Here is a 21,166-nt window from a genome sequence, read left to right on the forward strand (position 1 = left end):
TAAGGCAACAGGGAAATAGATAAACAAAAACCGCGACCTGGGCCGCGGTTTTGGCATTCTTCGACGTCTTCGGCGCAGTTACTTCTGCTGACGCTTCATGGAATCGAAGAACTCGTCGTTGGTCTTGGTGGCTGCCAGCTTGTCGATGAGGAACTCGATGCTGTCGATCTCGCCCATGGGGTGAATGATCTTGCGCAGTATCCACATCTTCTGCAGCTCATCCGGCGCGGTCAGCAACTCTTCCTTGCGGGTGCCGGAGCGGGTGATGTCGATGGCCGGGTAGACGCGCTTCTCGGCGATCTTGCGCGAGAGGTGCAGTTCCATGTTGCCGGTACCCTTGAACTCTTCGTAGATGACTTCATCCATCTTGGAGCCGGTGTCGACCAGCGCGGTCGCGATGATGGTCAGGCTGCCGCCTTCCTCAACGTTACGGGCGGCGCCGAAGAAACGCTTGGGTCTGTGCAGGGCGTTGGCATCCACACCACCGGTCAGTACCTTGCCGGATGAGGGGATGACGGTGTTGTAGGCACGGGCCAGACGGGTGATGGAATCCAGCAGGATCACCACGTCCTTCTTGTGCTCGACCAGACGCTTGGCCTTCTCGATCACCATGTCGGCAACCTGGACGTGACGGGATGCTGGCTCGTCGAAGGTGGAGGCGATCACTTCACCCTTCACCATACGCTGCATCTCGGTCACTTCTTCCGGACGCTCGTCGATCAGCAGGACGATGAGCTCACAGTCCGGGTGGTTGTAAGCGATGCTCTGGGCGATGTTCTGCAGCAGCATGGTCTTACCTGCCTTGGGCGGCGCCACGATCAGGCCACGCTGGCCTTTACCGATGGGGGATGCCAGGTCCAGCACACGGGCGGTGATGTCTTCGGTCGAGCCGTTGCCCCGCTCCATGCGCAGACGCTCGTTGGCATGCAGCGGCGTCAGGTTTTCGAACAGGATCTTGTTGCGGACGTTTTCCGGACGGTCATAGTTGACCTCGTTGACCTTGAGCAGCGCGAAGTAACGCTCGCCCTCTTTCGGGGGTCGGATCTTGCCGGAAACGGTATCGCCGGTACGCAGGTTGAAGCGGCGGATCTGGCTCGGGGAGACGTAGATGTCGTCCGGGCCGGCCAGATAGGAGCCATCTGCACTACGCAGGAAGCCGAAGCCGTCGGTCAGGATTTCCAGCACACCGTCGCCAAAGATATCCTCACCACCCTTGGCGTGCGCCTTGAGGATCGCGAAGATAATGTCTTTCTTGTGGGCCCGAGCCAGATTTTCTAACCCCATGGATTCGCCAAGCTTGACCAGCTCGGACACAGGAGTGTTCTTTAATTCAGTCAGATTCATAGTGGTGAGAGTCTGTAAGCAAGGATTGAAATGAGGAGACAGTCTGCTGGATTGATACTAATCGGATTTGACTTGCCAGGCTGTTGTTAAGGAGTCGGGCAAAATGGTTAGCAAACGAACGATAAGCTAGCACCAATCGGGATGAGCGTCTAGGTGATAAAACACAAGGAGCGCATTATTGCAATGCGCTCCTTCTTGATTATTACAGGTTACCGTCCAGGAACTCTTTCAGCTGAGTCTTGGACAGGGCACCGACCTTGGTCGCTGCCACTTCGCCATTCTTGAACAGCAAGAGGGTCGGGATACCGCGAATGCCATACTTGGGCGGAGTGTCGGCGTTATGATCGATGTTCAATTTCGCCACGGTCACGCGACCGGCATATTCTTGGGCGACTTCGTTCAGGATCGGGGCAATCATCTTGCACGGACCGCACCATTCAGCCCAGAAATCGACCAGAACGGGGCTGTCGGCTTTGATTACATCGGCCTCGAAGCTGGCATCGCTCAGCTGAACAATCTTGTCACTCATCTCCAACTCCAGTCAGTAATTAAGGCTTTATTGATGGATCAACAAAGGCAATAGTTGCCCTATTTGAAATGATCCTGTTTATTATTGCAAGCCTAACCTGATAACCTACCGCCATGAGCAAAACACACCTTACGACCGAAAAATTCGCCCAAATGGGCCTCGAACCCGAAGTTCTGGCTGGTCTGGAATCAAAGGGATTTCACTATTGCACGCCCATCCAGGCACTGTCTCTGCCACTGCTGGTAGAAGGCCATGACCTCGCCGGTCAGGCCCAGACGGGAACCGGCAAGACCCTTGCCTTCCTGGCAGCGACCTTCAACTATTTGCTGACCCACCCGTTGACCCAGCCGCGCCTGATCAACCAGCCGCGCGCCATCATACTGGCACCGACCCGTGAGCTGGCCGTCCAGATTTACAACGACGCCGAAGGCATGTCCGCCTCCACCGGTCTGAAGCTCGGTCTCGCCTATGGCGGCGAGGGCTACGACAAGCAGCTGGCCGTGCTGGAACAGGGTGTCGACATCCTGATCGGCACCACGGGTCGCATCATCGACTACTTCAAGTCCAAGGTCATCGATCTGGGCAGCATCCAGGTCGTGGTGCTGGACGAAGCGGATCGCATGTTCGATCTCGGCTTCATCAAGGACATCCGCTTCCTGTTCCGTCGCATGCCGCCGGCCACCGAGCGCCTGAGCATGCTGTTCTCCGCCACCCTCTCCCTGCGCGTGCAGGAGCTGGCCTACGAGCACATGAACCACCCGGAACACGTGCAAATCGAACCGGAACAGATGACGGGCGTACGCATCAAGGAGGAGCTGTTCTACCCCTCCAACGAAGACAAGATGCTGCTGCTGCTCTCCCTGATGGAAGAGGAGTGGCCGGAGAAAGCCATCGTCTTCGCCAACACCAAGCATGTCTGTGAAGACGTACATGCGTGGCTGGAGAACGACGGCCACCGGGTCGGCCTGCTGACCGGTGACGTGCCGCAGAAGAAGCGGATGAAGATCCTGGAAGAGTTCACCAAGGGAACGCTGGACGTCCTGGTCGCCACCGACGTGGCCGCCCGTGGTCTGCACATCCCGGACGTGACCCACGTCTTCAACTACGACCTGCCCGACGATGCCGAAGACTATGTACACCGTATCGGTCGTACCGGTCGTGCCGGCAAGAGCGGTCACTCCATCAGCCTGGCCTGTGAAGACTATGCCTTCAACCTGCCGGCCATCGAGGAGTACATCCACCACCCGATCCCGGTCAGCAAGTATGATCGCGAGTCGCTGCTGGATGACGTGACCGCCCCGAAACGGGTGTTCCGCAACCGCCAGCCGGTGAACCGCAACATGCGGGATCGCCAGGGTGGTGGCAACAGCAACAACCGTCGTCGCCCGCCCCGCAAGAACTAAGGGACCGGGCCCAGTTGCACAACTCGCCGCTCTATGCCGCCATCGACCTCGGCTCCAACAGCTTTCACATGCTGGTGGTGCGCGAGGTCGCCGGTGCCCTGCGCACCGTCACCAAGGTCAAGCGCAAGGTGCGCCTCGCCGCCGGTCTCGACCCGGAATTTCGTCTCAGCCGTGCCGCCATGGAGCGGGGCTGGGACTGCCTGCGCCTGTTCTCCGAGCAGTTGCAGGACATCCCCTCCGACAACATCCGGGTGGTGGGTACGGCGACGCTGCGCCTGGCCACCAACGTCGACGAGTTCCTGAGCGAAGCCGAACGGGTACTCAACCACAGTATCGAGATCATCTCGGGCGAGGAAGAGGCCAAGACCATCTACGAAGGGGTCTCCTGGACCTCCGCCGGGGAAGGCAATCGGCTGGTGATCGACATCGGCGGTGCCAGCACCGAGCTGGTGATCGGCGAGCACAGCGAGGCGAAGCTGCTCAACAGCCTGCATATGGGTTGCGTCACCTGGCTCAACAATCACTTCGGTGACGGCGAGCTGAGCGAGACCCGCTTCAACCAGGCCATCGCCGCCGCCAAGGCGGTGATGGCTCCGGTCGCGGAGGATTACCGCGCCCTGGGTTGGCGTACCTGTGTCGGTGCCTCCGGCACCGTACAGGCGCTGCAGGAGATCATGCTGGCGCAGGGCAAGAGCGAGCGGGTCACCCTGCCGAAATTGCAGGAGCTGATGGGTCAGGCCATCGCCTGTGGCAGGCTGGATCGGCTGCAGCTGGAAGGGCTGGCGGCCGAGCGGCTGACCGTGTTCCCCTCCGGTCTCGCCATCCTGATCGCCATCTTCGAGACTCTGGGCATAGAGAGCATGACGCTCGCGGGCGGGGCGCTGCGGGAGGGCCTGATCTACGGCCTGCTCGGCAACAACCACGACTGTGATGCCCGTGATCGCACCGCCGACAGCCTGATCAGCCGCTATCAGCTGGACAAGGAGCACGCCGAGCGGGTGCGCGACACCGCCATCGAGGCGTTCAACCAGCTGCAACCGGCCTGGCGCCTCTCCAAGCGTTACGGCCGCCCGATCCTGCGCTATGCGGCCCTGCTGCACGAGATCGGTCTCTGCATCGAGTACAAGAAGGCACCGCAGCACGCCGCCTACATCATCGACAACATCGACATGCCGGGCTTCACGCCGGCCCAGAAGAAGCTGTTGTCGGCCCTGCTGTTCAACCAGCGGGACGAATTCAAGCTGGACACCCTGGAGAAACAGGGCGCCGTCACCGGCCGCCAGGCGATCCGGCTGGCCCGCATCCTGCGCATCTCGCTCATTCTCTGCATGCGTCGCACTCAGGGCACAGTGCCCAGCTTCCTGCTGCAGGCCGATGAAGAAGCGCTGACCCTGACCCTGCCCAAGGGCTGGCTGGACGAACACTATCTGCGGGCCAGCGAACTGCGCCTCGAAGTGGAGCGCCAGCAGAAGATGGGCTGGCCCACCCGCCTGCTGGAAGCCTGATTGGGTTCGCACCCAATCAGCCCCCTTTTCACCGCAACGCCGTCGGTTCCGACAATCTCTTTCGCAGCAACACTCGGTGCCATTCAAGGCTCGTAATTGATTTAATTGGCTTTTTAGCCAAAGCCCCCCTCATCACACAGCGCTCGCCTGCTACCCCATTTCACCATCTCGGCTAGAGTAGAAAGGTCTCTCCAACAGGAATGGAAGCCATGAAACCCTTAATCTTGATAGGCCTGACCGCACTGCTGACCGCTTGTGGCGGCAATGACAGCGACTCCAACCCGAACCCGCCTCCCGCATCGAACGCCAAGATGTCCCTGGCCTTCTCCGATGCGCCTGTCGATTCCGTCCAGAAGGTCTGTATCGCCGTCGCCAATATCAGCATCAATCCCGTCACCGGCAACGAGCTGGGCTGGAGTACCGCCAGCTTCCTGACCAGTGCCGAGGACGATGGCTGTACCCCACTCGGCCTGCTCATCCCCTCCGACGACAACGGTCACCCGCAGTTTACCTACATCGATCTGCTGGCCTACCAGGGATCACACAGCCGCCCACTGCTGGACAGTCAGGACGTGGTCGCCGGTGAATACAGCCAGATGCGGCTGGAGATCCTGGATGGGACCAAATCAGAAAACCAGTTTTCCGACGGCACCCCCTACTCCTATGTGTTACAGGATGACGGGGTGATCAAGCCGCTGGAAGTGCCCAGTAACGAGCTCAAGCTGGACGCCTTCACCATTGCCGCCAACGGCACCAGCGCCTTTACCACCGAGTTCGATCTGCGCCACTCCATGGTGTTGCCAGGTCATGAAGAGCACTACAAGCTCAAGCCCAGAGGCGTGCGCCTGGTGAACAATACCGAGGTGGCCACCGTCAAGGGCACAGTGGCCAGCGGGCTCTGCGGTGGCGTGCTGACCGACAAGGCCTTCGTCTACTTCTATGACGGGTTGCGGCTGGACGATAACTATCCGGACATGTCCGACCTCGATAACGGCTTCTATGCCAGCGCCCCCGTTCTGCCCCAGACCGGAGGAGGCTACGGCTATGAGCTGGGCTTCGTGAACCTCGGCCATTATGACGTCGTGCTGGTCTGCAACGGCGATGCGGATGACCCCGAGCTGGCCGGCGATGTGCTGACTCTGGGCATGGTGAAGAAGGACCAGGTCGTGGCCGCACCGACCACGGAACTCAACTTCTGATGAGCGGGGCCCAAGGGCCCCGTTGTCGAGGCAACGGATGAAGGATTACCAACCCATCAGCTGTGACCTCTATGACTGGCTCGAGATCGCCGCCCGCTGGCAACTGGCCGTCGGTCTCGGCACCCGGGATGGGCGGCAGTGGGTGGACAAGATCCACACCATCACGGCTCGGGATGGGGTCGAATACCTGGTGCTGCACAGTGGCGAGCGGCTCAGTCTGGCCGAGCTGGCCACCCTGAGCCTGAACTGGCAAGGGGAAGAGAAGCGGATCCGCTTCGCTACCGCCGACTGAACGCCAGTCGCAAAAAAAAAGAGGGCCAACTGTGTTGGCCCTCTTTTTTCATGCGATTCTGCTCAGAATACCGCGCCTAGCCCGCCGCCAGCGCCGCCATCACGTAGACATCGAAGCGGTTGCTCTTGGTCTCGATGGCCATGCTGGGTCTCTGCTCGTTGAGCCAGCCCGCGTAGTCGGGCCGCTTTACCACCACCCGCTTGTCGGCCATCTGCAGCGCCGCCGGCAGCAGGGCGTCCGCATCCAGATCCGGCCCCACCAGCGACTGGAACACCCGCATCTCCTTCTTCACCAGCGCCGACTTCTGCTTGTGGGGGAACATGGGATCCAGGTAGATGACATCGGGCCGCTCGGTCAGCGCCAGCAGGTTGTCCACCGCCGGCCCCTGCAACAGCTGCATCCGCTCCCGCACCCAGCCACCGATCTCGGGATCCTGCCCCGCCCGCACCAGCCCGTCCTGCAGCAGGGCTGCCACCACCGGGCTGCGCTCGATCAGCGTCACCCTGCAACCGAGGGAGGCCAGCACGAAGGCATCGCGCCCCAGCCCGGCCGTCGCATCCACCACGCTCGGCATGGCCCCGGCTTTCAGCCCCACCGCCTTGGCGATGGACTGGCCCCGGCCGCCTCCGAACTTGCGCCTGTGAGCCACGGCCCCCTCCACGAAGTCCACGTAGACGGCGCCCAGCTTGGGTTCGTCCAGCTTGCGCAGCTCCAGCCTGGCCTCGGTCAGCACCAAGGCGAAGGGGGCGGGGAACTCCACCTCGGCCAACCGCAGCCGCAGGGCATCGAGCTCCCCTTCGCGGGCGGGCACTTCACTAAAAACCTGGATATGGGGCATAACGAAGACTCATGACGGCGTGGAGCCGAGCATGATAGCAGAAGCGGGGGATCAGCTCACTGTGGTCAGATTAGTCAGGTTCATCCCCTGGCGATTGAGGCTCAGGTATTCCACCAGATCCTCGAAGGGTAACGGGCGGCTGAGCAAATAGCCCTGGGTGAAGGCACAGCCCTTCTGGCAGAGGAAGTTGAGCTGCTCGCGGGTCTCCACCCCCTCGATCACCACCTGCATGCCGAGGTTGTGCACTATGTTGATGATGCCGTCCAGCAGCAGCCGGTCCTGCTCGTTGAAGGGGATGTGGCGCACGAAGGAGCGATCGATCTTGACCAGATCCACCGGGAAGGTGCGCAGGTAATTGAGCGCCGAGTAGCCGGTGCCGAAGTCATCGATGGCCAGCTTGCAGCCCGCCTCGCGCAAGGCGTCGATCCGCACCCTGTGCTGATCACTGCTCTCCATCAACAGGGACTCGGTGATCTCTATGATGATGTCCGCCGGATCCAGGCCGAAGTGACGGATCACCCTGAGCCACTCGCTCGCCTCTGGATCTATGGTCTGGAACTCCAGAGTCGAGCGGTTGATGGACATCTGCAGCTCAGGGAAACCGGACTGCTGCAAGCGGGCCAGATCCCGGCATGACTGCCACAGCACCAGCGCCCCCAGCCCCTGGATGAGCCCCGCCTCCTCCGCCAGCGGGATGAAGTCCGCCGGCGAGACCTGGCCCCAGTGGGGATGGTACCAGCGCACCAGCGCCTCCAGCTTAGCGACCCGGCCACTGCGGTTGTCCCAGATCGGCTGATAGGCCATGGTCAGCTGCGCCAGCTTGATGGCCTCCGCCAGATCTTGTTGCATCTGGTGGCGCTGGCTCACCTCTTCCCGCATGGAGGCGCTGTAGGTGCCGAGTTGCCGCCCCTGCCGCTTGGCGACGAACAGCGCCTGCTCGGCATTGCGCAGCAGCTCGTCACTGTCGGCCCCGTCATTGGGGCAGAGGGTGATCCCCAGGGTCGCCGTCACATAGAGGTGCTGGTTGGCCAGCATGAAGGGGCGGGCGAAGCCGCCGATCACCTGCTTGGCAAACACCTCGGCCTGGCGGCGGTTGACGATGCCGGGCACCAGGAAGGCGAACTCGTCGCCACCGATGCGGGCCACCAGATCCTCGGTACGGACCCGGCTCACCAGCCGATCCGACACCTCCCGCAGCAGGGCATCACCGACGTGGTGATCCATGCTGTTGTTGACCGCCTTGAAGTTGTTGAGATCCAGCACCATGAGCGCGAAGCGCTCGCCCCGCTCGCAGAAGCGACCGAGGCAGCGGCCAAACAGCCAGCGGTTAGGCAGGCCGGTGAGGTTGTCGTAGTTCGCCTGGGCCGCGATCTTCTGCTCCGCCAGCTTGGTCTGGGAGAGATCGCTGAAGATGGCGATGTACTGGCTGATCCGCCCCCCCTCCCGCAAGGCGCTGATCATCAGCTGCTGGGGGTAGAGCTTGCCGTTCTTGCGCTTGTTCCACACCTCGCCACGCCAGATCCCCACCCGCTCGAGGGCGTGATACATGTCGGCATAGAAGGTCTGATCGTGCAGCCCGGACTTGAGCAGGCTGGGACGCTGGCCGCAGGCCTCCTCCTCGCTGTAGCCGGTGATCTTCTCGAATGCGGGGTTGACCGAGATGATGCGGCTGTCGGCATCGCACACCAGTATGGCCTCGGACAGGTTGTCATAGACCCGGTGGGAGAGCTTGAGCTGCTCGGCGTGGCGCTTGATGGGATCGATATTCTCCAGCACCAGCATCAGATAGTCGGGGTGCAACTGCTTGTTGCGGATCAGCGTCACCGTCACCCGGCCCCAGAGCACCATACCGTCCCGGTGCAGGTAGCGTTTCTCCTGGGTGAAGGCGGGACGCTCCCCCCGTCTCAACTCTTCGTAGTAAGGGATGCTGAGCAGCCAGTCTTCCGGGTGGTTGATCTCGGCGGCGGTGCGCAGTTGCAGCTCCTGCTGACTGTAGCCCAGCATCTTCTCGATGGCCGGGTTGACCCAGAGGATACGGCCCTCCAGATCCAGCTTGCCGATGCCGACCGGGGCATGGGACATCATGCTGTCCAGGAAATGGTGATACTCAGGTTGGGTCTGCACCGGCTGGGAGGGCTGCTGGTACATCAGCGCCAGCTCGCGACCGGCGAGGGGGGCCAGCAGGCGCAGCAGTCGCATGAGCTTGTCCATGCTGGGCATGGCCCGCTTGAACATGACGCTGCACAACCCCATGGTCTCGCCCTGGGCATTCTTCAGCGCTATCCCGGCATAGCCCTTGATCTGCCAGCGCTCCAGCACGGCGGCATGAGGGAATAGCTGACGGATGCGATCGTTGAACCAGGCTTCACCCTGCTGCATGACGATCTCGCCCGGGGTGCCGGCTAGGGGAAAGCTGTAGGAACCTATGTCGAGGGAGGAGGGATGAGCGGCATGTATGGTAAAAAACAGGCCCGAATGATCCCTACCTGAAACGAGGACGAGATCCGCCTCAACCGCTGCGGCGATTTCACTCACAAAGGTCTCGAAAAATCCTTTGCCACTCAGATGAGACAGGCTTGAGATGATTTGATAGACAGACTCGAGTGCTCGCCTCATGGCAAGGTTCTTTCTCTCCCTGGAAGGTAGAACCCGACTCTACTGAAGAGGCGGGGACAGTGCAAACATGCTATCCGCAAGATATTAAAAAGCCTTGAAAAAAGGGACCTGCTGGTCCCTTTTTATCTCAAAAATCACGCGGCGATCCCACTCTGCCGCGGGACTGTACCTGCTTGAAGCTCACGGCCGCGCAGGCACCAAACCTCATGCGGCTATCCCGCTATGGCGCAGCAGGGCATCCACTTTGGGCTCGCGGCCCCGGAAGGCACGGAACAGCTCCATGGGTTCTTTCGAACCGCCCTTCTCCAGGATGTTCTTCAGGAAGGACTGGCCGGTGGCGGGGTTGAAGATCCCCTCCTCCTCGAAGCGGGAGAAGGCATCCGCCGACAGCACCTCGGCCCACTTGTAGCTGTAGTAGCCCGCCGCATAGCCCCCCGCGAAGATGTGGGAGAAGCTGTGCTGGAAGCGGTTGAACGCCGGCGGCGTCAGCACCGCCACCTGGCTGCGCACCTCGGCCAGCAGGGTCGGGATCAGCGCCGGATTGGCCGGGTCAAACTCCTGGTGCAGGCGGAAGTCGAACAAGGCGAACTCCAGCTGGCGCAACATCTGCATGGCCGCCTGGAAGTTGCGGGCGGTCAGCATCTTCTCCAGCAGATCCGCCGGCAGCGGCTCCCCTGTTTCATGATGACCGGAGATGAAGGCCAGCGCCTCGGACTCCCAGCACCAGTTCTCCAGGAACTGGCTCGGCAGCTCGACCGCATCCCAGGCCACGCCGTTGATGCCAGCCACCCCGGCCACGTCGACCTGGGTCAGCATGTGGTGAATGCCGTGACCGAATTCGTGGAACAGGGTCACCACCTCGTTGTGGGTGAACAGCGCCGGCTTGCCATCCACCGGGCCGTTGAAGTTGCAGGTCAGATAGGCCACCGGCTTTTGCAGCGAACCATCCTGACGGTAACGGCGACCCAGGCAGACATCCATCCAGGCCCCGCCCTGCTTGTGCTCGCGGGCGTAGAGATCGAGGTAGAAGCTGCCGCGCAGCTCATCCTCGGCGTCGAAGATGTCGTAGAAGCGCACGTCCGGATGCCAGGTATCGATGCCGAGGCGCTCGCGCACCTTGATGCCGAACACCCGGCGCACCACCTCGAACAGCCCCTTCACCACCCGGTTGGCGGGGAAGTAGGGCCGCAGTTGCTCGTCGGAGATGGAGAACTTGTGCTGCTTGAGCTTCTCGGCGTAGTAAGGGATATCCCAGGCGGCCAGCTCGTGCTGACCGTGCTGCTCGGCGGCGAAGGTACGGATCTCCTCCAGCTCGGCCTTGCCCTGTGGCAGGGATTTGGCCGCGAGATCGGTGAGGAAACCCACCACCTGCTCGGGCTTGTCCGCCATCTTGGTGGCCAGGGAGAACTCGGCGTAGTTGCCGAAGCCGAGCAGCTGGGCCAGCTCGCGGCGCAGGGAGAGCAGCTCGCTCATGATGGCGGAGTTGTCCCACTTGCCCGCATTCGGGCCCTGCTCGGAGGCGCGGGTGGTGAAGGCCTCATACAGCTCGGCGCGCAGCGCGCGGTTGTCGGCATACATCATCACCGGCAGGTAGGAGGGGATGTCCAGGGTGAACAGCCAACCCTGCTGGCCCTTGTGCTCAGCCAGCTGACGGGCGGCGGCCTGTGCGCTCTGGGGCAGACCGGCCAGCTCGGCCTCGTCGCTCACCAGCTTGCTCCAGCCCTGGGTCGCATCCAGCACGTTGTTGCTGAAGCGGGAGGCCAGCTCGGAGAGGCGGGCCTGGATCTCGCCATAACGCTGCTGCGCCTCGGCGGGCAGGCCTATGCCGGACAGGCGAAAATCGCGCAGGGTATTCTGGATCTCCTTGCGCTGGGCGCCGCTAAGCAGCGGGAAGTCGTCGCTCTCGGCCAGCTCGCGATAGGCCTGGTAGAGGCCCTCGTGCTGGCCGACATAGGTCTGGAACTCGGACAGCAGCGGCAGGCAGGCGTCGTGCACCTCGCGCAGCGCCTCGCTGTTGAGCACGGAATTGAGATGACTGACCGGTGACCAGATGCGCGCCAAACGGTCGTTGACCTCTTCCAGCGGCGCTATCAGGCTGTCCCAGGTATGGGGATCCCGCTGGGCCAGCACGTCCTCGATCTTCTGTTTGCAGTCGGCGATGGCCTGCGTCACGGCAGGCTGTACCTGATCGGGCTGGATCTGGCTGAAGGGAGGCAGCGAGTCCATTGTCAGCAAAGGGTTGTTCATACTGGGGTACCTCTAAATGCGCTACAGCCCCTGCCGTCCAGAAGCTTGCTTGGACCATCTAAGATGTAGGCAGAAAACCCATTAATCAAGCCTTTGCCAGCGAGAGCGAGGCCCGTTGCCCAGTTTTCGCGAAAACTTGCCTATTAAACCGGCAATCCGCACACCAGAGACGACGATGCCGGTCCTGGGACCGGCATCGTGAGCGAAAGAGCGCCGCGCGATCAGCGGCGGGCATCTTCCTGCAGCCACTGGGCGGCCCGCTTGGCGAAGTAGGTGAGGATGCCGTCGGCACCGGCCCGCTTGAAGCAGACCAGGGACTCCAGGATGCACTCCTTCTCCTTCAGCCAGCCGTTCTGGATCGCCGCCATGTGCATGGCGTACTCGCCGCTCACCTGATAGGCGAAGGTCGGCACCCCGAACTGATCCTTCACCTGACGGATCACGTCCAGATAGGGCATACCCGGCTTGACCATGACGCTGTCGGCCCCTTCCTGGATATCCAGCGCCACCTCGTGCAGCGCCTCGTTGCCGTTGGCCGGATCCATCTGGTAGGTGGCCTTGTTGCTCTTGCCGAGGTTGCCGGCGGAGCCGACCGCGTCGCGGAACGGGCCGTAGTAGCAGGAGGCGTACTTGGCGGAGTAGGCCATGATCTGGGTGTTGATGAAGCCGTGCTCCTCCAGTGCGGCACGGATGGCGCCGATGCGGCCATCCATCATGTCGGACGGCGCCACTATGTCGACCCCGGCGGCGGCATGGGAGAGCGCCTGCTTCACCAGGATCTCGGTGGTGATGTCGTTCAGCACATAGCCTTCGTCATCGATGATGCCGTCCTGACCGTGGGTGGTGAAGGGATCCAGCGCCACGTCAGTGATGACCCCGAGCTCCGGGAAGCGGGCCTTGAGGGCGCGGGTCGCACGCTGGGCCAGGCCGTCCGGGTTGTAGGCCTCTTCCGCCAGCAGGCTCTTGCTCTCCAGCGGGGTCACCGGGAACAGGGCGATGGCGGGCACGCCGAGGGCGACCAGCTCTTCGGCCTCAATCAGCAGCAGATCGATGGAGAGGCGGTCCACCCCGGGCATGGAGGTGACGGCCTCACGGCGGTTCTCCCCCTCCAGCACGAACACGGGATAGATGAGATCGTTGGCCGTCAGGACGTTCTCACGCACCAGACGACGGCTGAAATCATGTTTGCGCACCCGGCGCAGACGGCGACCCGGAAAGGCGCCAGGAAGAGTTGTAGCCATGAATCACTCCTGAAGAGGAAGTTGGAAGAACGCGGCGGAGGTGGCCCGGGTGTGGGCCAGCAAGGCCTCGGGCGCCTCGCCACGGCAGGCCGCCACCACCTTGGCGATGTGCGGCAGATAGGCGGGTTCGTTGCGTTTCGGTCTGGGTGTCAGATCCCGCGGCACCAGATAGGGGGCATCGGTCTCGATCATCAGCCGGCCGGCCGGGATGCGCGCCACCTGTTCCCGCAGCAACTGACCACGGCGCTCGTCGCAGAGCCAGCCAGTCACCCCTATGTGCAGCCCCAGCGCCAGACACTCGTCCAGCTCCTCGTCGGAGCCGGTGAAGCAATGCAGCACGGCCCCCGGCAATTTGGGCAGCCAGGGCCGCAGGATCTCGACGAAGCGGGCATGGGCATCACGGCAGTGCAGGAACACCGGCATCCCCAGCTCGGCGGCCAGCGCGAGCTGGGCGTCGAACACCGCATCCTGTACCGGACGGGGGGAGAAGTCGCGGTTGTAGTCGAGGCCGCACTCGCCGATGGCCACCACCTGGGGCAGTGCCGCCAGTTCGCGCAGGACCGGCAGGGTATGCTCATCGACACTCTTGGCATCGTGGGGATGAACCCCGGCGGTGGAGAAGCAGTAACCCGGCCAAGAGGCGGCCAACTCGGCACTCTCCCGGCTGCCCGCCAGATCGGTGCCGGTCAGGATCAGCGCCTCGACCCCGGCGGCGCGGGCGCGGGCCACCAGTTCGGCCTGTTCGCCGGCAAACTGGGCGCTGGTGAGGTTGAGACCAATGTCGATCATGAGCTAATGAATTTCCAATGAAAGGAAGGCATATCAGGTATTTGAAAACCATCTACCGATTGGGGCCTTACCATACGCCTCCGGGCGGAGCCTGAAAAGAGGAAGGGAGCCTCAGCTCCCCTCATCCGTCTGTTCCTGCGACTCTTCGTCCTCTTTCCTGGTGTAGAAACGGGCGAAGAACAAGCCTATCTCCCACAGCGCCCACATGGGGATCGCGAGCAGGGTTTGGGAGAAGACATCCGGCGGGGTCAGCAACATGCCCACCACGAACACCCCGACGATGACGTAGGGGCGTTTCTCCCGCAGGCTCTTGGGGTTGGTCACACCGGTCCAGCACAGCAGTATGGTGGCCACCGGGATCTCGAACGCCACCCCGAACGCGAAGAACAGGGTGAGCACAAAGTCCAGGTAGCTGGCGATGTCGGTCGCCACCGTCACCCCGGCGGGCGCCGTGCTGGTGAAGAAACCGAACACCAGCGGGAACACCACGTAGTACGCAAACGCCATGCCGCCATAGAACAACACGGCGCTGGAGGCGACCAGCGGCATGATCAGCCGTCGCTCATGCTGGTACAGACCGGGGGCGATGAAGGACCAGGCCTGATAGAGCAGATAGGGGATAGCCACGAAGAAGGAGACCACCAGGGTCAGCTTGATCGGCGTGATGAAGGGGGTCGCCACATCCGTCGCTATCATGCTGGTGCCTGCCGGCAGCTGGCTGAGCAGCGGCCTGGCCACGAAGTCGTAGATGTCGTTGGAGAAATAGATGAGCGCGACGAACGCCAGCAAGATGGCCGAGAACGACCGCAACAGGCGCGTCCTCAGCTCCACCAGGTGGCTGATCAGGGGTTGTTCGGCCTGACTCATGGCTTCACCTCCCCTTTGTCTCTGGCGGCATCCTGGGCGACGGCGGCTACCTCAGTCTCCACCGCACCCGGTTCAGGGACGGCGATGGCCTGCGCTACCGGTTCGGGAGCTGGCGTCGGGGTCGCCTGCGGCGGACGGATCTCGTTCTGCTGCCCGTTCTGCGCTGAATAGGGGCGATTCACCGACTGGGCGGCCGCCTTCAACTGCTCGATGGACTCCTGCAGCTCGGGACTGAGGTTGCTCATCTGCAACTGCTCAGCCTTCTTCAGATCGTTGTGCAGCTCTTGCAACTTGAGCTCCTGCTCCAGCTCGGACTTCACCGAGTTGGCGGTGCTGCGAATGAGCTTGATCCAGTGGGATGCCGTACGGATGGCGACCGGCAGACGCTCAGGCCCCAGCACCACCAGGGCCACCACACCGATGACGACCAGCTCCCAAAAACCGATGTCGAACATGGCTTAGGCCTGATCTTTGTCTTTCTGCTTGGTGGTGTCGGCACTGTTGGCCGCCTCGTTCAGCTGCTTCGTCGGGAACTCGGCATCCTTCTGCTCGGGCTTCTGTTCGGTGCCCGGTTCATCGGACAGCGCCTTCTTGAAGCCCTTCACCGCCGCCCCCAGATCGCCACCGATCCCACGCAGCTTCTTGGTACCGAACAGCAGTACGACGATGACTGCGATGATCAACAACTGCCAAATACTGATACCACCCATGATATTTCTCCAAGATTGGCGCCCGAGGTGCGCAAGTTTGTTGTTCGTCATTAACGGAAAGGATGCCGATACCAGCCCGGCAAGTTCTCCGAGATTGGCACCGGGAAGCGCCGTGTTTTGTTTAGTGGGAACGGGTTTTCAGCCAGCCAAGCAACCAGCATACACCGGCACCGGCGAGGGTTATTTGTCCCCACTCAATATGTTGTTTCTGGGTCAGCAAGAATACACCCACTAACAGTAGGCTGGCTCCAACCCCTAAGAGGTAGCGTGCCTGACCCTGACGGTGGCTGTGCCGGCGGAAATCCGCAAACATCTGCTCGAAATGGTGTTGCTGATGACGGGCCTGGCGCAGGGTCTCGTAGACCAGCTCCGGCAGCTCCGGCAGCTTCTCCGCCCAGAACGGCGCCTTCTCCCTGATCGCATTCAGCACCGCCTTGGGTCCCACCTGCTCGCGCATCCAGCTTTCCAGATAAGGCTTGGCGGTCTGCCACAGATCCAGCTGCGGATAGAGCTGGCGTCCCAGCCCTTCTACATAGAGCAGGGTCTTCTGCAGCAGCACCAGCTGCGGCTGCACCTGCATATTGAAGCGGCGGGCGGTGTTGAACAGGTTGAGCAGCACGTGGCCGAACGAGATCTCGGACAGCGGCTTCTCGAAGATGGGCTCCAGCACGGTGCGGATGGCAAACTCGAACTCGTCCACCTTGGTGTCGGCAGGCACCCAGCCCGACTCCACGTGCAGCTCGGCCACCTTGCGGTAATCCCGATTGAAGAAGGCGAGGAAGTTCTCCGCCAGGTAGCGCTTGTCTTCCCGGTTGAGGGTGCCGACTATGCCGCAGTCGATGCCGATCCAGAGTGGATTGTCGGGATGCTCGTAGGAGACGAAGATGTTGCCGGGATGCATGTCGGCGTGGAAGAAGCTGTCGCGGAACACCTGGGTGAAGAACACCTCCACCCCGCGCTCGGCCAGCAGCTTCATGTTGGTGCCGTTGGCCTCCAGCGCCGCGATGTCGGAGACCGGAATGCCATAGATGCGTTCCATCACCAGCACCTGCTCGCGACAGTGCTCGGTGAACACCTCGGGCACATAGAGCGCATCGGAGCCGGTGAAGTTGCGGCGCAGCTGGATGGCGTTGGCGGCTTCGCGCATCAGGTTCAGCTCGTCGAGTATGGTCTTGCGATACTCCTCCACCACCTCGATGGGGCGCAGTCGCGCACTCTGGGGCGCGAAACGGGCCGCCAGACGGGCCAGCGCCTGCATCAGGCGCAGATCCGCCTCGATGACGGGTTCGATGTCGGGCCGGATCACCTTGATGACGATCTCGCGGCCATTCTCCTTCAGCCGGCCGGTATGCACCTGGGCGATGGAGGCCGAGGCCAGCGGCGTCTCATCGAAATCGTCGAACAGGGTCTCGATGGTGCAGCCCAGGCTCGCCTCTATCTGGCGCCTGGCCTCCTGACCACAGAAGGGGGGAACCCTGTCCTGCAGCAGGGCCAGCTCTTCGGCGATGTCCGGCGGCAGCAGATCGCGCCGGGTCGACAGCATCTGGCCAAACTTGATGAAGATGGGACCGAGCGCCTCGAAGGCGAGGCGAATGCGGGCGCCACGGCTCAGATCCGGCTGCTTGTTCTTCAGCCAGAACAGGCTGCGACGCAGCAGGCGTCCTGGCCAGGGTTGATAACGGGCGGGCACCAGCTCGTCGATGCCCTGCTCCAGCAGAATGCTGACGATGCGGTAGAGACGCTTGAACTCCTTCGGGGTCATCAGCTCACCCGCTGCTCGAGGCGAGCCAGTCGCAACTCGACCGCTTTCAGGTGCTGGGCCAGCAGTTCGACGTCATCGTTGAAACTCGCGACCTCCAGCGGACCCGGGGCGAGCCTGGCCTCCTCGGTCAGGTACTCGGCCAGCTGGCGCTGGGAGCGGCACAGCTCACGACCCAGCACGCGGCGCGCCTGACGGGCCCCACTGCACAGGGTGTGGGCCAGCACGTCGCCGGTGTAGCGGGAGAGTTCCTCTTCCCAGTCGATGTCGAGCTCTCCCAGCAGGGCGCTGAACGCCTGCACCAGCTGTGGATCGCCACTCAGATCGAGTCGCTCCTCGCGGATATAGCGGGTCAGGGCGGAAGGGTCTTTCAGCAGACCGAGGGCGGTCAGCGACAGGCTCAGCACGGCATCGGCCTCCCCCTCGTAACCGGCCAGCACATCCAGCCGCCGGTCGGAGAACACGAACCAGAGCGGTTTCAACTCGCGCAGTTCCAGCTTGAGCACCTTGCCCGCCAGCTTGCGCAGCCGCTCCGGGCTCTGCTTGTCGAGGCCCAGCAACTGATTGAGGCTGGTTTCGATCACCGCGGTGACCATGGCATCCATCGGCATAGGCAACCTTAAAACTTGTATCCACGGTGCAGGGCGACGACCCCCTGGGTCAGGTTGTAGAAGTCCACCTGATCGAAGCCGGCGTTCTCCATCATGCCCTTCAGGGTCTGCTGATCCGGGTGCATGCGAATGGATTCCGCCAGGTACTTGTAGCTCTCGCCGTCGTTCGCAACCAGCTCGCCCATCTTGGGCAACAGCTTGAAGGAGTAGAGATCGTACAGCTTGGCGATCACCTCGCTCTCCGGCTTGGAGAACTCCAGCACCAGCAGGCGTCCGCCCGGCTTGAGCACCCGATACATAGAGGCGAGCGCCTTGTCCTTGTCGGTGACGTTGCGCAGACCGAAGCCGATGGTGATAACGTCGAAGTGGTTGTCCGGGAAGGGCAGTGCCTCGGCGTTGGCCTGCACGTAAGAGACGTTGTTCGCCACCCCCAGGTTGCGCAGCTTGTCGCGGCCCACCTTGAGCATGGAATCGTTGATGTCCGCCAGCACGACCTGGCCGGTTTCACCGACGATGCGGGAGAATTTGGCAGTCAAATCCCCTGTACCACCGGCCAGATCCAGCACTTTCTGACCTTTGCGCACGCCTGAGCAGTCGATTGTGAAGCGCTTCCACAGGCGGTGAATGCCGAACGACATCAGATCGTTCATCAGATCATACTTGGCCGCCACCGAATGGAAGACGCCAGCCACCAGAGTTTCCTTCTCGGTCGCCGCCACGGTTTTATAGCCAAAATGCGTAGTAGTAGTCTGTTCCGACATCCCTCAAACACCCATAGAGCAAAGAATGGCCGCCAGTTTACCAGAGCCAATGAGCTGCGGACACCTTAAACCCGGCTGGCGACCAACTGCATCCCCAGCATGACCATGGCCAGACAGAGGAAGAGATTGAGGCCGATGTTGAGCAGCGCCTTCAGGTAGGCGCCTTGCTGGGCCAGCACCACGGTATCCAGGGCGAAGGAGGAGAAGGTGGTCAGCGCCCCCAGGATCCCGACCATCAGCAGCGGCTTCATCGGATGCTCCAGTACATGGCCCTGACTGATCAGCGCAAAGGCGATGCCCATGATGAAGGAGCCGATCACGTTGACCGCCAGGGTGCCATAAGGAAAGTGGCGACCGAGCAGCAGCGCGAGCAGTTCGGTCATGCCGAACCGCAGGCAGGCACCGATGGCGCCACCGACGGCAACAAATAACCAGGTTTGCATAGGAACGGACTCCGTCGTGTCAGGCTGGCATTATGCAAAAGGCGCTCGCCGGGTGATAGTGGCGAGATCAGGCCCGGGGTGGCTAGCGGCGAAAATCGACCACTTCCTCTGTCTGCAGGTGCAGCGAGGTGCTGGCCGGCCGGGTCTCGGCGATGATACTGCCATGGCGGATGGAGTAGCGCACCGGCACCTGACGGCGCACCGCATCGAAGCCGTTCTCCGCCGGCAGGATCAGCAGGTTGGCGGGTTTGCCTACCTCAAGCCCGTAGCGCGCCTGCACGTTGAGGGTACGAGCGCTGTGCTCACCGATCAGCTTCAGGCTGTCATTGATCTGCTCGTATCCCATTAGCTGGCAAACATGCAGCCCCATGTGCAGCACCTGCAGCATGTTGCCGGTCCCCATGGGATACCAGGGATCGAACACATCGTCGTGGCCGAAGCAGATGTTGATGCCCGCCTCCAGCATCTCCTTCACCCGGGTGACACCGCGGCGTTTGGGGTAGGTATCGAACCGCCCCTGCAGGTGGATGTTCACCAGTGGGTTGGCCACGAAGTTGATGTCGGCCATCCGCAGCAAGCGGAACAGGCGGGAGGCGTAGGCCCCGTTGTAGGAGTGCATGGCGGTGGTATGACTGGCGGTGACCCTGGCGCCCATGCCGCGCTCATAGGCCAGGGTGGCCAGGGTCTCGATGAAGCGGGACTGCTCATCGTCTATCTCGTCGCAATGCACATCGACCAGCACCTGGTACTTGTCGGCCAGCTCGAAAATGTGATGCAGGCTCTCGACCCCGTACTCCCGGGTGAACTCGAAGTGAGGGATGGCCCCAATCACATCGGCTCCCAGCCTGAGCGCCTCTTCCAGCAGCGCCTTGCCGTTGGGATAGGAGAGGATCCCCTCCTGCGGGAAGGCGACTATCTGCAGTTCGACCCAGGGCTTCATCTCCTCGCGCACCTCCAGCATGGCCTTCAGGGCGATCAGGTTGGGGTCGGACACATCCACATGGGTACGGACGAACTGGATTCCGTTGGCGATCTGCCATTTCAGCGTCTGGATGGCGCGCCGTTTCACATCCTCGTGGGTCAGCAGCGCCTTGCGCTCGGCCCAGCGCTCTATCCCCTCGAACAGGGTGCCGGAGATATTCCAGCTCGGCTCACCCGCCGTCTGGGTGGTATCGAGGTGAATATGGGGCTCGATAAAGGGCGCGATGGCGAGGCCCTCCTCGCCATCCAGCACCGACTCGGAGGAGAGTGACGCCGTCATGGGCTCGATGGCCCAGATCTGGCCATCCTGGCAGAGGATCTGCCACAACCCGTCTCTGCCTGCCAGACGCACCTTCTTTATCAGCATGTTTTTCTTCCCTATTTTAGGCATCTGCGGCCTTTTTCAACCCGTAACTTAGCTTGCTTCAATTTAATAGAAAAGCGTTCACATTGAATACATATGAAAACGCTACCATTGATAAACAGCCACAATAAGGGAGTAATGGGGATGAAAGCAGGATTGACCGAGATCGGAAGCGCCAGCCTGTTTCACGAGTATTTGCAGACGCTGGGTATCCGCAAACCCCCTCTGACCTCAATAGAAAGGAGTTGGGAGTACAAACGAGGGGAAAAGCTGCTGGCTGCTATCCAGATAGAAAGGTCGGGGCAGGCCCGCTTCTATCTCGATGCCAGGCAGATATCGGTAAACTGAAAAACGCGAATACAAAAAAGCCTCCCGATTGGGAGGCTTTAATATTTACTGGTGCTGATACCCAGAGTCGAACTGGGGACCTCATCCTTACCAAGGATGCGCTCTACCAACTGAGCCATATCAGCACACTAACCGGTAAAGAACACACTGTGTGCGTTATCTAAATCTGTTGTCTGCAACAACCTTACGTCGTTGCACGACCAATCACATCGCTGTGACCGTAATTGGGTGCCTGGCAGTGTCCTACTCTCGCATGGCGAATGCCACACTACCATCGGCGCTACCGCGTTTCACTTCTGAGTTCGGCATGGGATCAGGT

20 protein-coding genes, 1 tRNA gene and 1 rRNA gene are annotated in these 21,166 nt (G+C 61.7%); 5 read left to right on the forward strand and 17 right to left on the reverse strand.

Features of this window, described 5'->3' with window-relative positions:
• Window positions 1-78: 78 nt before the first annotated feature.
• Both rho and trxA read right to left on the reverse strand, forming a co-directional pair.
• Window positions 79-1,344, reverse strand: a complete 1,266-nt coding sequence (gene rho, locus KW821_RS20270) for a transcription termination factor Rho (RefSeq protein WP_033132515.1) — start codon at window positions 1,342-1,344, stop codon at window positions 79-81.
• A gap of 202 nt (window positions 1,345-1,546) precedes the next feature.
• Entirely contained in the window at window positions 1,547-1,873 is a 327-nt protein-coding gene (gene trxA, locus KW821_RS20275) for a thioredoxin TrxA (protein WP_025328829.1), read from the reverse strand.
• Between the two features lie 113 nt (window positions 1,874-1,986).
• On the opposite strand from trxA, the gene rhlB reads away from it, so the two are divergent.
• From rhlB to KW821_RS20295, 4 genes are all read left to right on the forward strand, one after another.
• Complete coding sequence (rhlB, locus tag KW821_RS20280) at window positions 1,987-3,276, forward strand: ATP-dependent RNA helicase RhlB (protein WP_033132514.1); 1,290 nt, start codon at window positions 1,987-1,989, stop codon at window positions 3,274-3,276.
• A 14-nt stretch (window positions 3,277-3,290) separates the two neighbouring features.
• Window positions 3,291-4,781: a guanosine-5'-triphosphate,3'-diphosphate diphosphatase gene (gene gppA, locus KW821_RS20285; RefSeq protein WP_042651792.1), complete on the forward strand. Its 1,491-nt coding sequence runs from the start codon at window positions 3,291-3,293 to the stop codon at window positions 4,779-4,781.
• Between the two features lie 209 nt (window positions 4,782-4,990).
• A complete protein-coding gene (locus KW821_RS20290) occupies window positions 4,991-5,980 on the forward strand; it encodes a DUF4382 domain-containing protein (protein ID WP_218292686.1) in 990 nt (329 codons plus the stop codon).
• Window positions 5,981-6,017: 37 nt separating this feature from the next.
• Window positions 6,018-6,272, forward strand: coding sequence for a Rho-binding antiterminator (locus KW821_RS20295; RefSeq protein ID WP_042651794.1), 255 nt, complete (start codon window positions 6,018-6,020; stop codon window positions 6,270-6,272).
• Window positions 6,273-6,348: 76 nt separating this feature from the next.
• Here KW821_RS20295 and KW821_RS20300 read toward each other — a convergent pair whose 3' ends face one another.
• From KW821_RS20300 to KW821_RS20360, 13 genes are all read right to left on the reverse strand, one after another.
• On the reverse strand, window positions 6,349-7,110 hold the full coding sequence (locus KW821_RS20300) for a class I SAM-dependent methyltransferase (protein WP_256353578.1): 762 nt from the start codon (window positions 7,108-7,110) through the stop codon (window positions 6,349-6,351).
• Window positions 7,111-7,161: 51 nt separating this feature from the next.
• Window positions 7,162-9,726, reverse strand: a complete 2,565-nt coding sequence (locus KW821_RS20305; protein ID WP_218292687.1) for a bifunctional diguanylate cyclase/phosphodiesterase — start codon at window positions 9,724-9,726, stop codon at window positions 7,162-7,164.
• Between the two features lie 204 nt (window positions 9,727-9,930).
• Window positions 9,931-11,973: an oligopeptidase A gene (gene prlC / locus KW821_RS20310; protein ID WP_218292688.1), complete on the reverse strand. Its 2,043-nt coding sequence runs from the start codon at window positions 11,971-11,973 to the stop codon at window positions 9,931-9,933.
• 221 nt (window positions 11,974-12,194) lie between these two features.
• Complete coding sequence (hemB, locus tag KW821_RS20315; protein WP_042651797.1) at window positions 12,195-13,214, reverse strand: porphobilinogen synthase; 1,020 nt, start codon at window positions 13,212-13,214, stop codon at window positions 12,195-12,197.
• Between the two features lie 3 nt (window positions 13,215-13,217).
• Entirely contained in the window at window positions 13,218-14,003 is a 786-nt protein-coding gene (locus KW821_RS20320; RefSeq protein WP_218292689.1) for a TatD family hydrolase, read from the reverse strand.
• Between the two features lie 111 nt (window positions 14,004-14,114).
• On the reverse strand, window positions 14,115-14,870 hold the full coding sequence (gene tatC / locus KW821_RS20325) for a twin-arginine translocase subunit TatC (RefSeq protein ID WP_218292690.1): 756 nt from the start codon (window positions 14,868-14,870) through the stop codon (window positions 14,115-14,117).
• Entirely contained in the window at window positions 14,867-15,325 is a 459-nt protein-coding gene (gene tatB, locus KW821_RS20330) for a Sec-independent protein translocase protein TatB (RefSeq protein WP_218292691.1), read from the reverse strand. The genes tatC and tatB overlap by 4 nt, the downstream gene beginning before the upstream one ends.
• Before the next feature lie 3 nt (window positions 15,326-15,328).
• Window positions 15,329-15,580: a Sec-independent protein translocase subunit TatA gene (tatA, locus tag KW821_RS20335; protein ID WP_218292692.1), complete on the reverse strand. Its 252-nt coding sequence runs from the start codon at window positions 15,578-15,580 to the stop codon at window positions 15,329-15,331.
• Window positions 15,581-15,701: 121 nt separating this feature from the next.
• Window positions 15,702-17,342 carry a ubiquinone biosynthesis regulatory protein kinase UbiB gene (gene ubiB, locus KW821_RS20340; RefSeq protein WP_218292693.1) on the reverse strand — a complete coding sequence of 547 codons (1,641 nt, stop codon included), beginning with the start codon at window positions 17,340-17,342 and terminating at the stop codon, window positions 15,702-15,704.
• Complete coding sequence (locus KW821_RS20345; RefSeq protein ID WP_218292694.1) at window positions 17,342-17,950, reverse strand: SCP2 domain-containing protein; 609 nt, start codon at window positions 17,948-17,950, stop codon at window positions 17,342-17,344. Before KW821_RS20345 ends, ubiB begins: the two co-directional genes overlap by 1 nt.
• Window positions 17,951-17,958: 8 nt before the next feature.
• The gene (ubiE, locus tag KW821_RS20350; RefSeq protein WP_218292695.1) at window positions 17,959-18,711 is read right to left on the reverse strand and encodes a bifunctional demethylmenaquinone methyltransferase/2-methoxy-6-polyprenyl-1,4-benzoquinol methylase UbiE; all 753 of its coding nucleotides are present in this window, start codon (window positions 18,709-18,711) and stop codon (window positions 17,959-17,961) included.
• Between the two features lie 65 nt (window positions 18,712-18,776).
• Window positions 18,777-19,154, reverse strand: a complete 378-nt coding sequence (gene crcB, locus KW821_RS20355; RefSeq protein WP_042651805.1) for a fluoride efflux transporter CrcB — start codon at window positions 19,152-19,154, stop codon at window positions 18,777-18,779.
• An 82-nt stretch (window positions 19,155-19,236) separates the two neighbouring features.
• A complete protein-coding gene (locus tag KW821_RS20360) occupies window positions 19,237-20,502 on the reverse strand; it encodes a cytosine deaminase (RefSeq protein WP_218292696.1) in 1,266 nt (421 codons plus the stop codon).
• 93 nt (window positions 20,503-20,595) lie between these two features.
• On the opposite strand from KW821_RS20360, the gene KW821_RS20365 reads away from it, so the two are divergent.
• Window positions 20,596-20,847 (forward strand): hypothetical protein, encoded by a 252-nt coding sequence (locus KW821_RS20365; protein ID WP_218292697.1) that lies wholly within the window; start codon window positions 20,596-20,598, stop codon window positions 20,845-20,847.
• A 49-nt stretch (window positions 20,848-20,896) separates the two neighbouring features.
• Here KW821_RS20365 and KW821_RS20370 read toward each other — a convergent pair.
• Together KW821_RS20370 and rrf are read right to left on the reverse strand one after the other, a co-directional pair.
• A tRNA-Thr gene (locus KW821_RS20370) sits at window positions 20,897-20,972 on the reverse strand.
• A 105-nt stretch (window positions 20,973-21,077) separates the two neighbouring features.
• Window positions 21,078-21,166, reverse strand: a 5S ribosomal RNA gene (gene rrf, locus KW821_RS20375); the annotation flags it as partial.

Origin of the sequence: Aeromonas sp. sif2416 (assembly GCF_019218665.1) — a bacterium.
GTDB classification, from domain to species: domain Bacteria; phylum Pseudomonadota; class Gammaproteobacteria; order Enterobacterales; family Aeromonadaceae; genus Aeromonas; species Aeromonas encheleia.

Excerpts from the sequence above, each read along its gene's own strand:
- rho (WP_033132515.1), bottom strand. The coding sequence starts at position 1,344 with ATGAATCTGACTGAATTAAAGAACACTCCTGTGTCCGAGCTGGTCAAG.
- trxA (WP_025328829.1), bottom strand. The coding sequence starts at position 1,873 with ATGAGTGACAAGATTGTTCAGCTGAGCGATGCCAGCTTCGAGGCCGAT.
- rhlB (WP_033132514.1), top strand. The coding sequence starts at position 1,987 with ATGAGCAAAACACACCTTACGACCGAAAAATTCGCCCAAATGGGCCTC.
- KW821_RS20290 (WP_218292686.1), top strand. The coding sequence starts at position 4,991 with ATGAAACCCTTAATCTTGATAGGCCTGACCGCACTGCTGACCGCTTGT.
- KW821_RS20295 (WP_042651794.1), top strand. The coding sequence starts at position 6,018 with ATGAAGGATTACCAACCCATCAGCTGTGACCTCTATGACTGGCTCGAG.
- KW821_RS20300 (WP_256353578.1), bottom strand. The coding sequence starts at position 7,110 with ATGCCCCATATCCAGGTTTTTAGTGAAGTGCCCGCCCGCGAAGGGGAG.
- KW821_RS20305 (WP_218292687.1), bottom strand. The coding sequence starts at position 9,726 with ATGAGGCGAGCACTCGAGTCTGTCTATCAAATCATCTCAAGCCTGTCT.
- prlC (WP_218292688.1), bottom strand. The coding sequence starts at position 11,973 with ATGAACAACCCTTTGCTGACAATGGACTCGCTGCCTCCCTTCAGCCAG.
- hemB (WP_042651797.1), bottom strand. The coding sequence starts at position 13,214 with ATGGCTACAACTCTTCCTGGCGCCTTTCCGGGTCGCCGTCTGCGCCGG.
- KW821_RS20320 (WP_218292689.1), bottom strand. The coding sequence starts at position 14,003 with ATGATCGACATTGGTCTCAACCTCACCAGCGCCCAGTTTGCCGGCGAA.
- tatC (WP_218292690.1), bottom strand. The coding sequence starts at position 14,870 with ATGAGTCAGGCCGAACAACCCCTGATCAGCCACCTGGTGGAGCTGAGG.
- tatB (WP_218292691.1), bottom strand. The coding sequence starts at position 15,325 with ATGTTCGACATCGGTTTTTGGGAGCTGGTCGTCATCGGTGTGGTGGCC.
- tatA (WP_218292692.1), bottom strand. The coding sequence starts at position 15,580 with ATGGGTGGTATCAGTATTTGGCAGTTGTTGATCATCGCAGTCATCGTC.
- ubiB (WP_218292693.1), bottom strand. The coding sequence starts at position 17,342 with ATGACCCCGAAGGAGTTCAAGCGTCTCTACCGCATCGTCAGCATTCTG.
- KW821_RS20345 (WP_218292694.1), bottom strand. The coding sequence starts at position 17,950 with ATGCCGATGGATGCCATGGTCACCGCGGTGATCGAAACCAGCCTCAAT.
- ubiE (WP_218292695.1), bottom strand. The coding sequence starts at position 18,711 with ATGTCGGAACAGACTACTACTACGCATTTTGGCTATAAAACCGTGGCG.
- crcB (WP_042651805.1), bottom strand. The coding sequence starts at position 19,154 with ATGCAAACCTGGTTATTTGTTGCCGTCGGTGGCGCCATCGGTGCCTGC.
- KW821_RS20360 (WP_218292696.1), bottom strand. The coding sequence starts at position 20,502 with ATGCTGATAAAGAAGGTGCGTCTGGCAGGCAGAGACGGGTTGTGGCAG.
- KW821_RS20365 (WP_218292697.1), top strand. The coding sequence starts at position 20,596 with ATGAAAACGCTACCATTGATAAACAGCCACAATAAGGGAGTAATGGGG.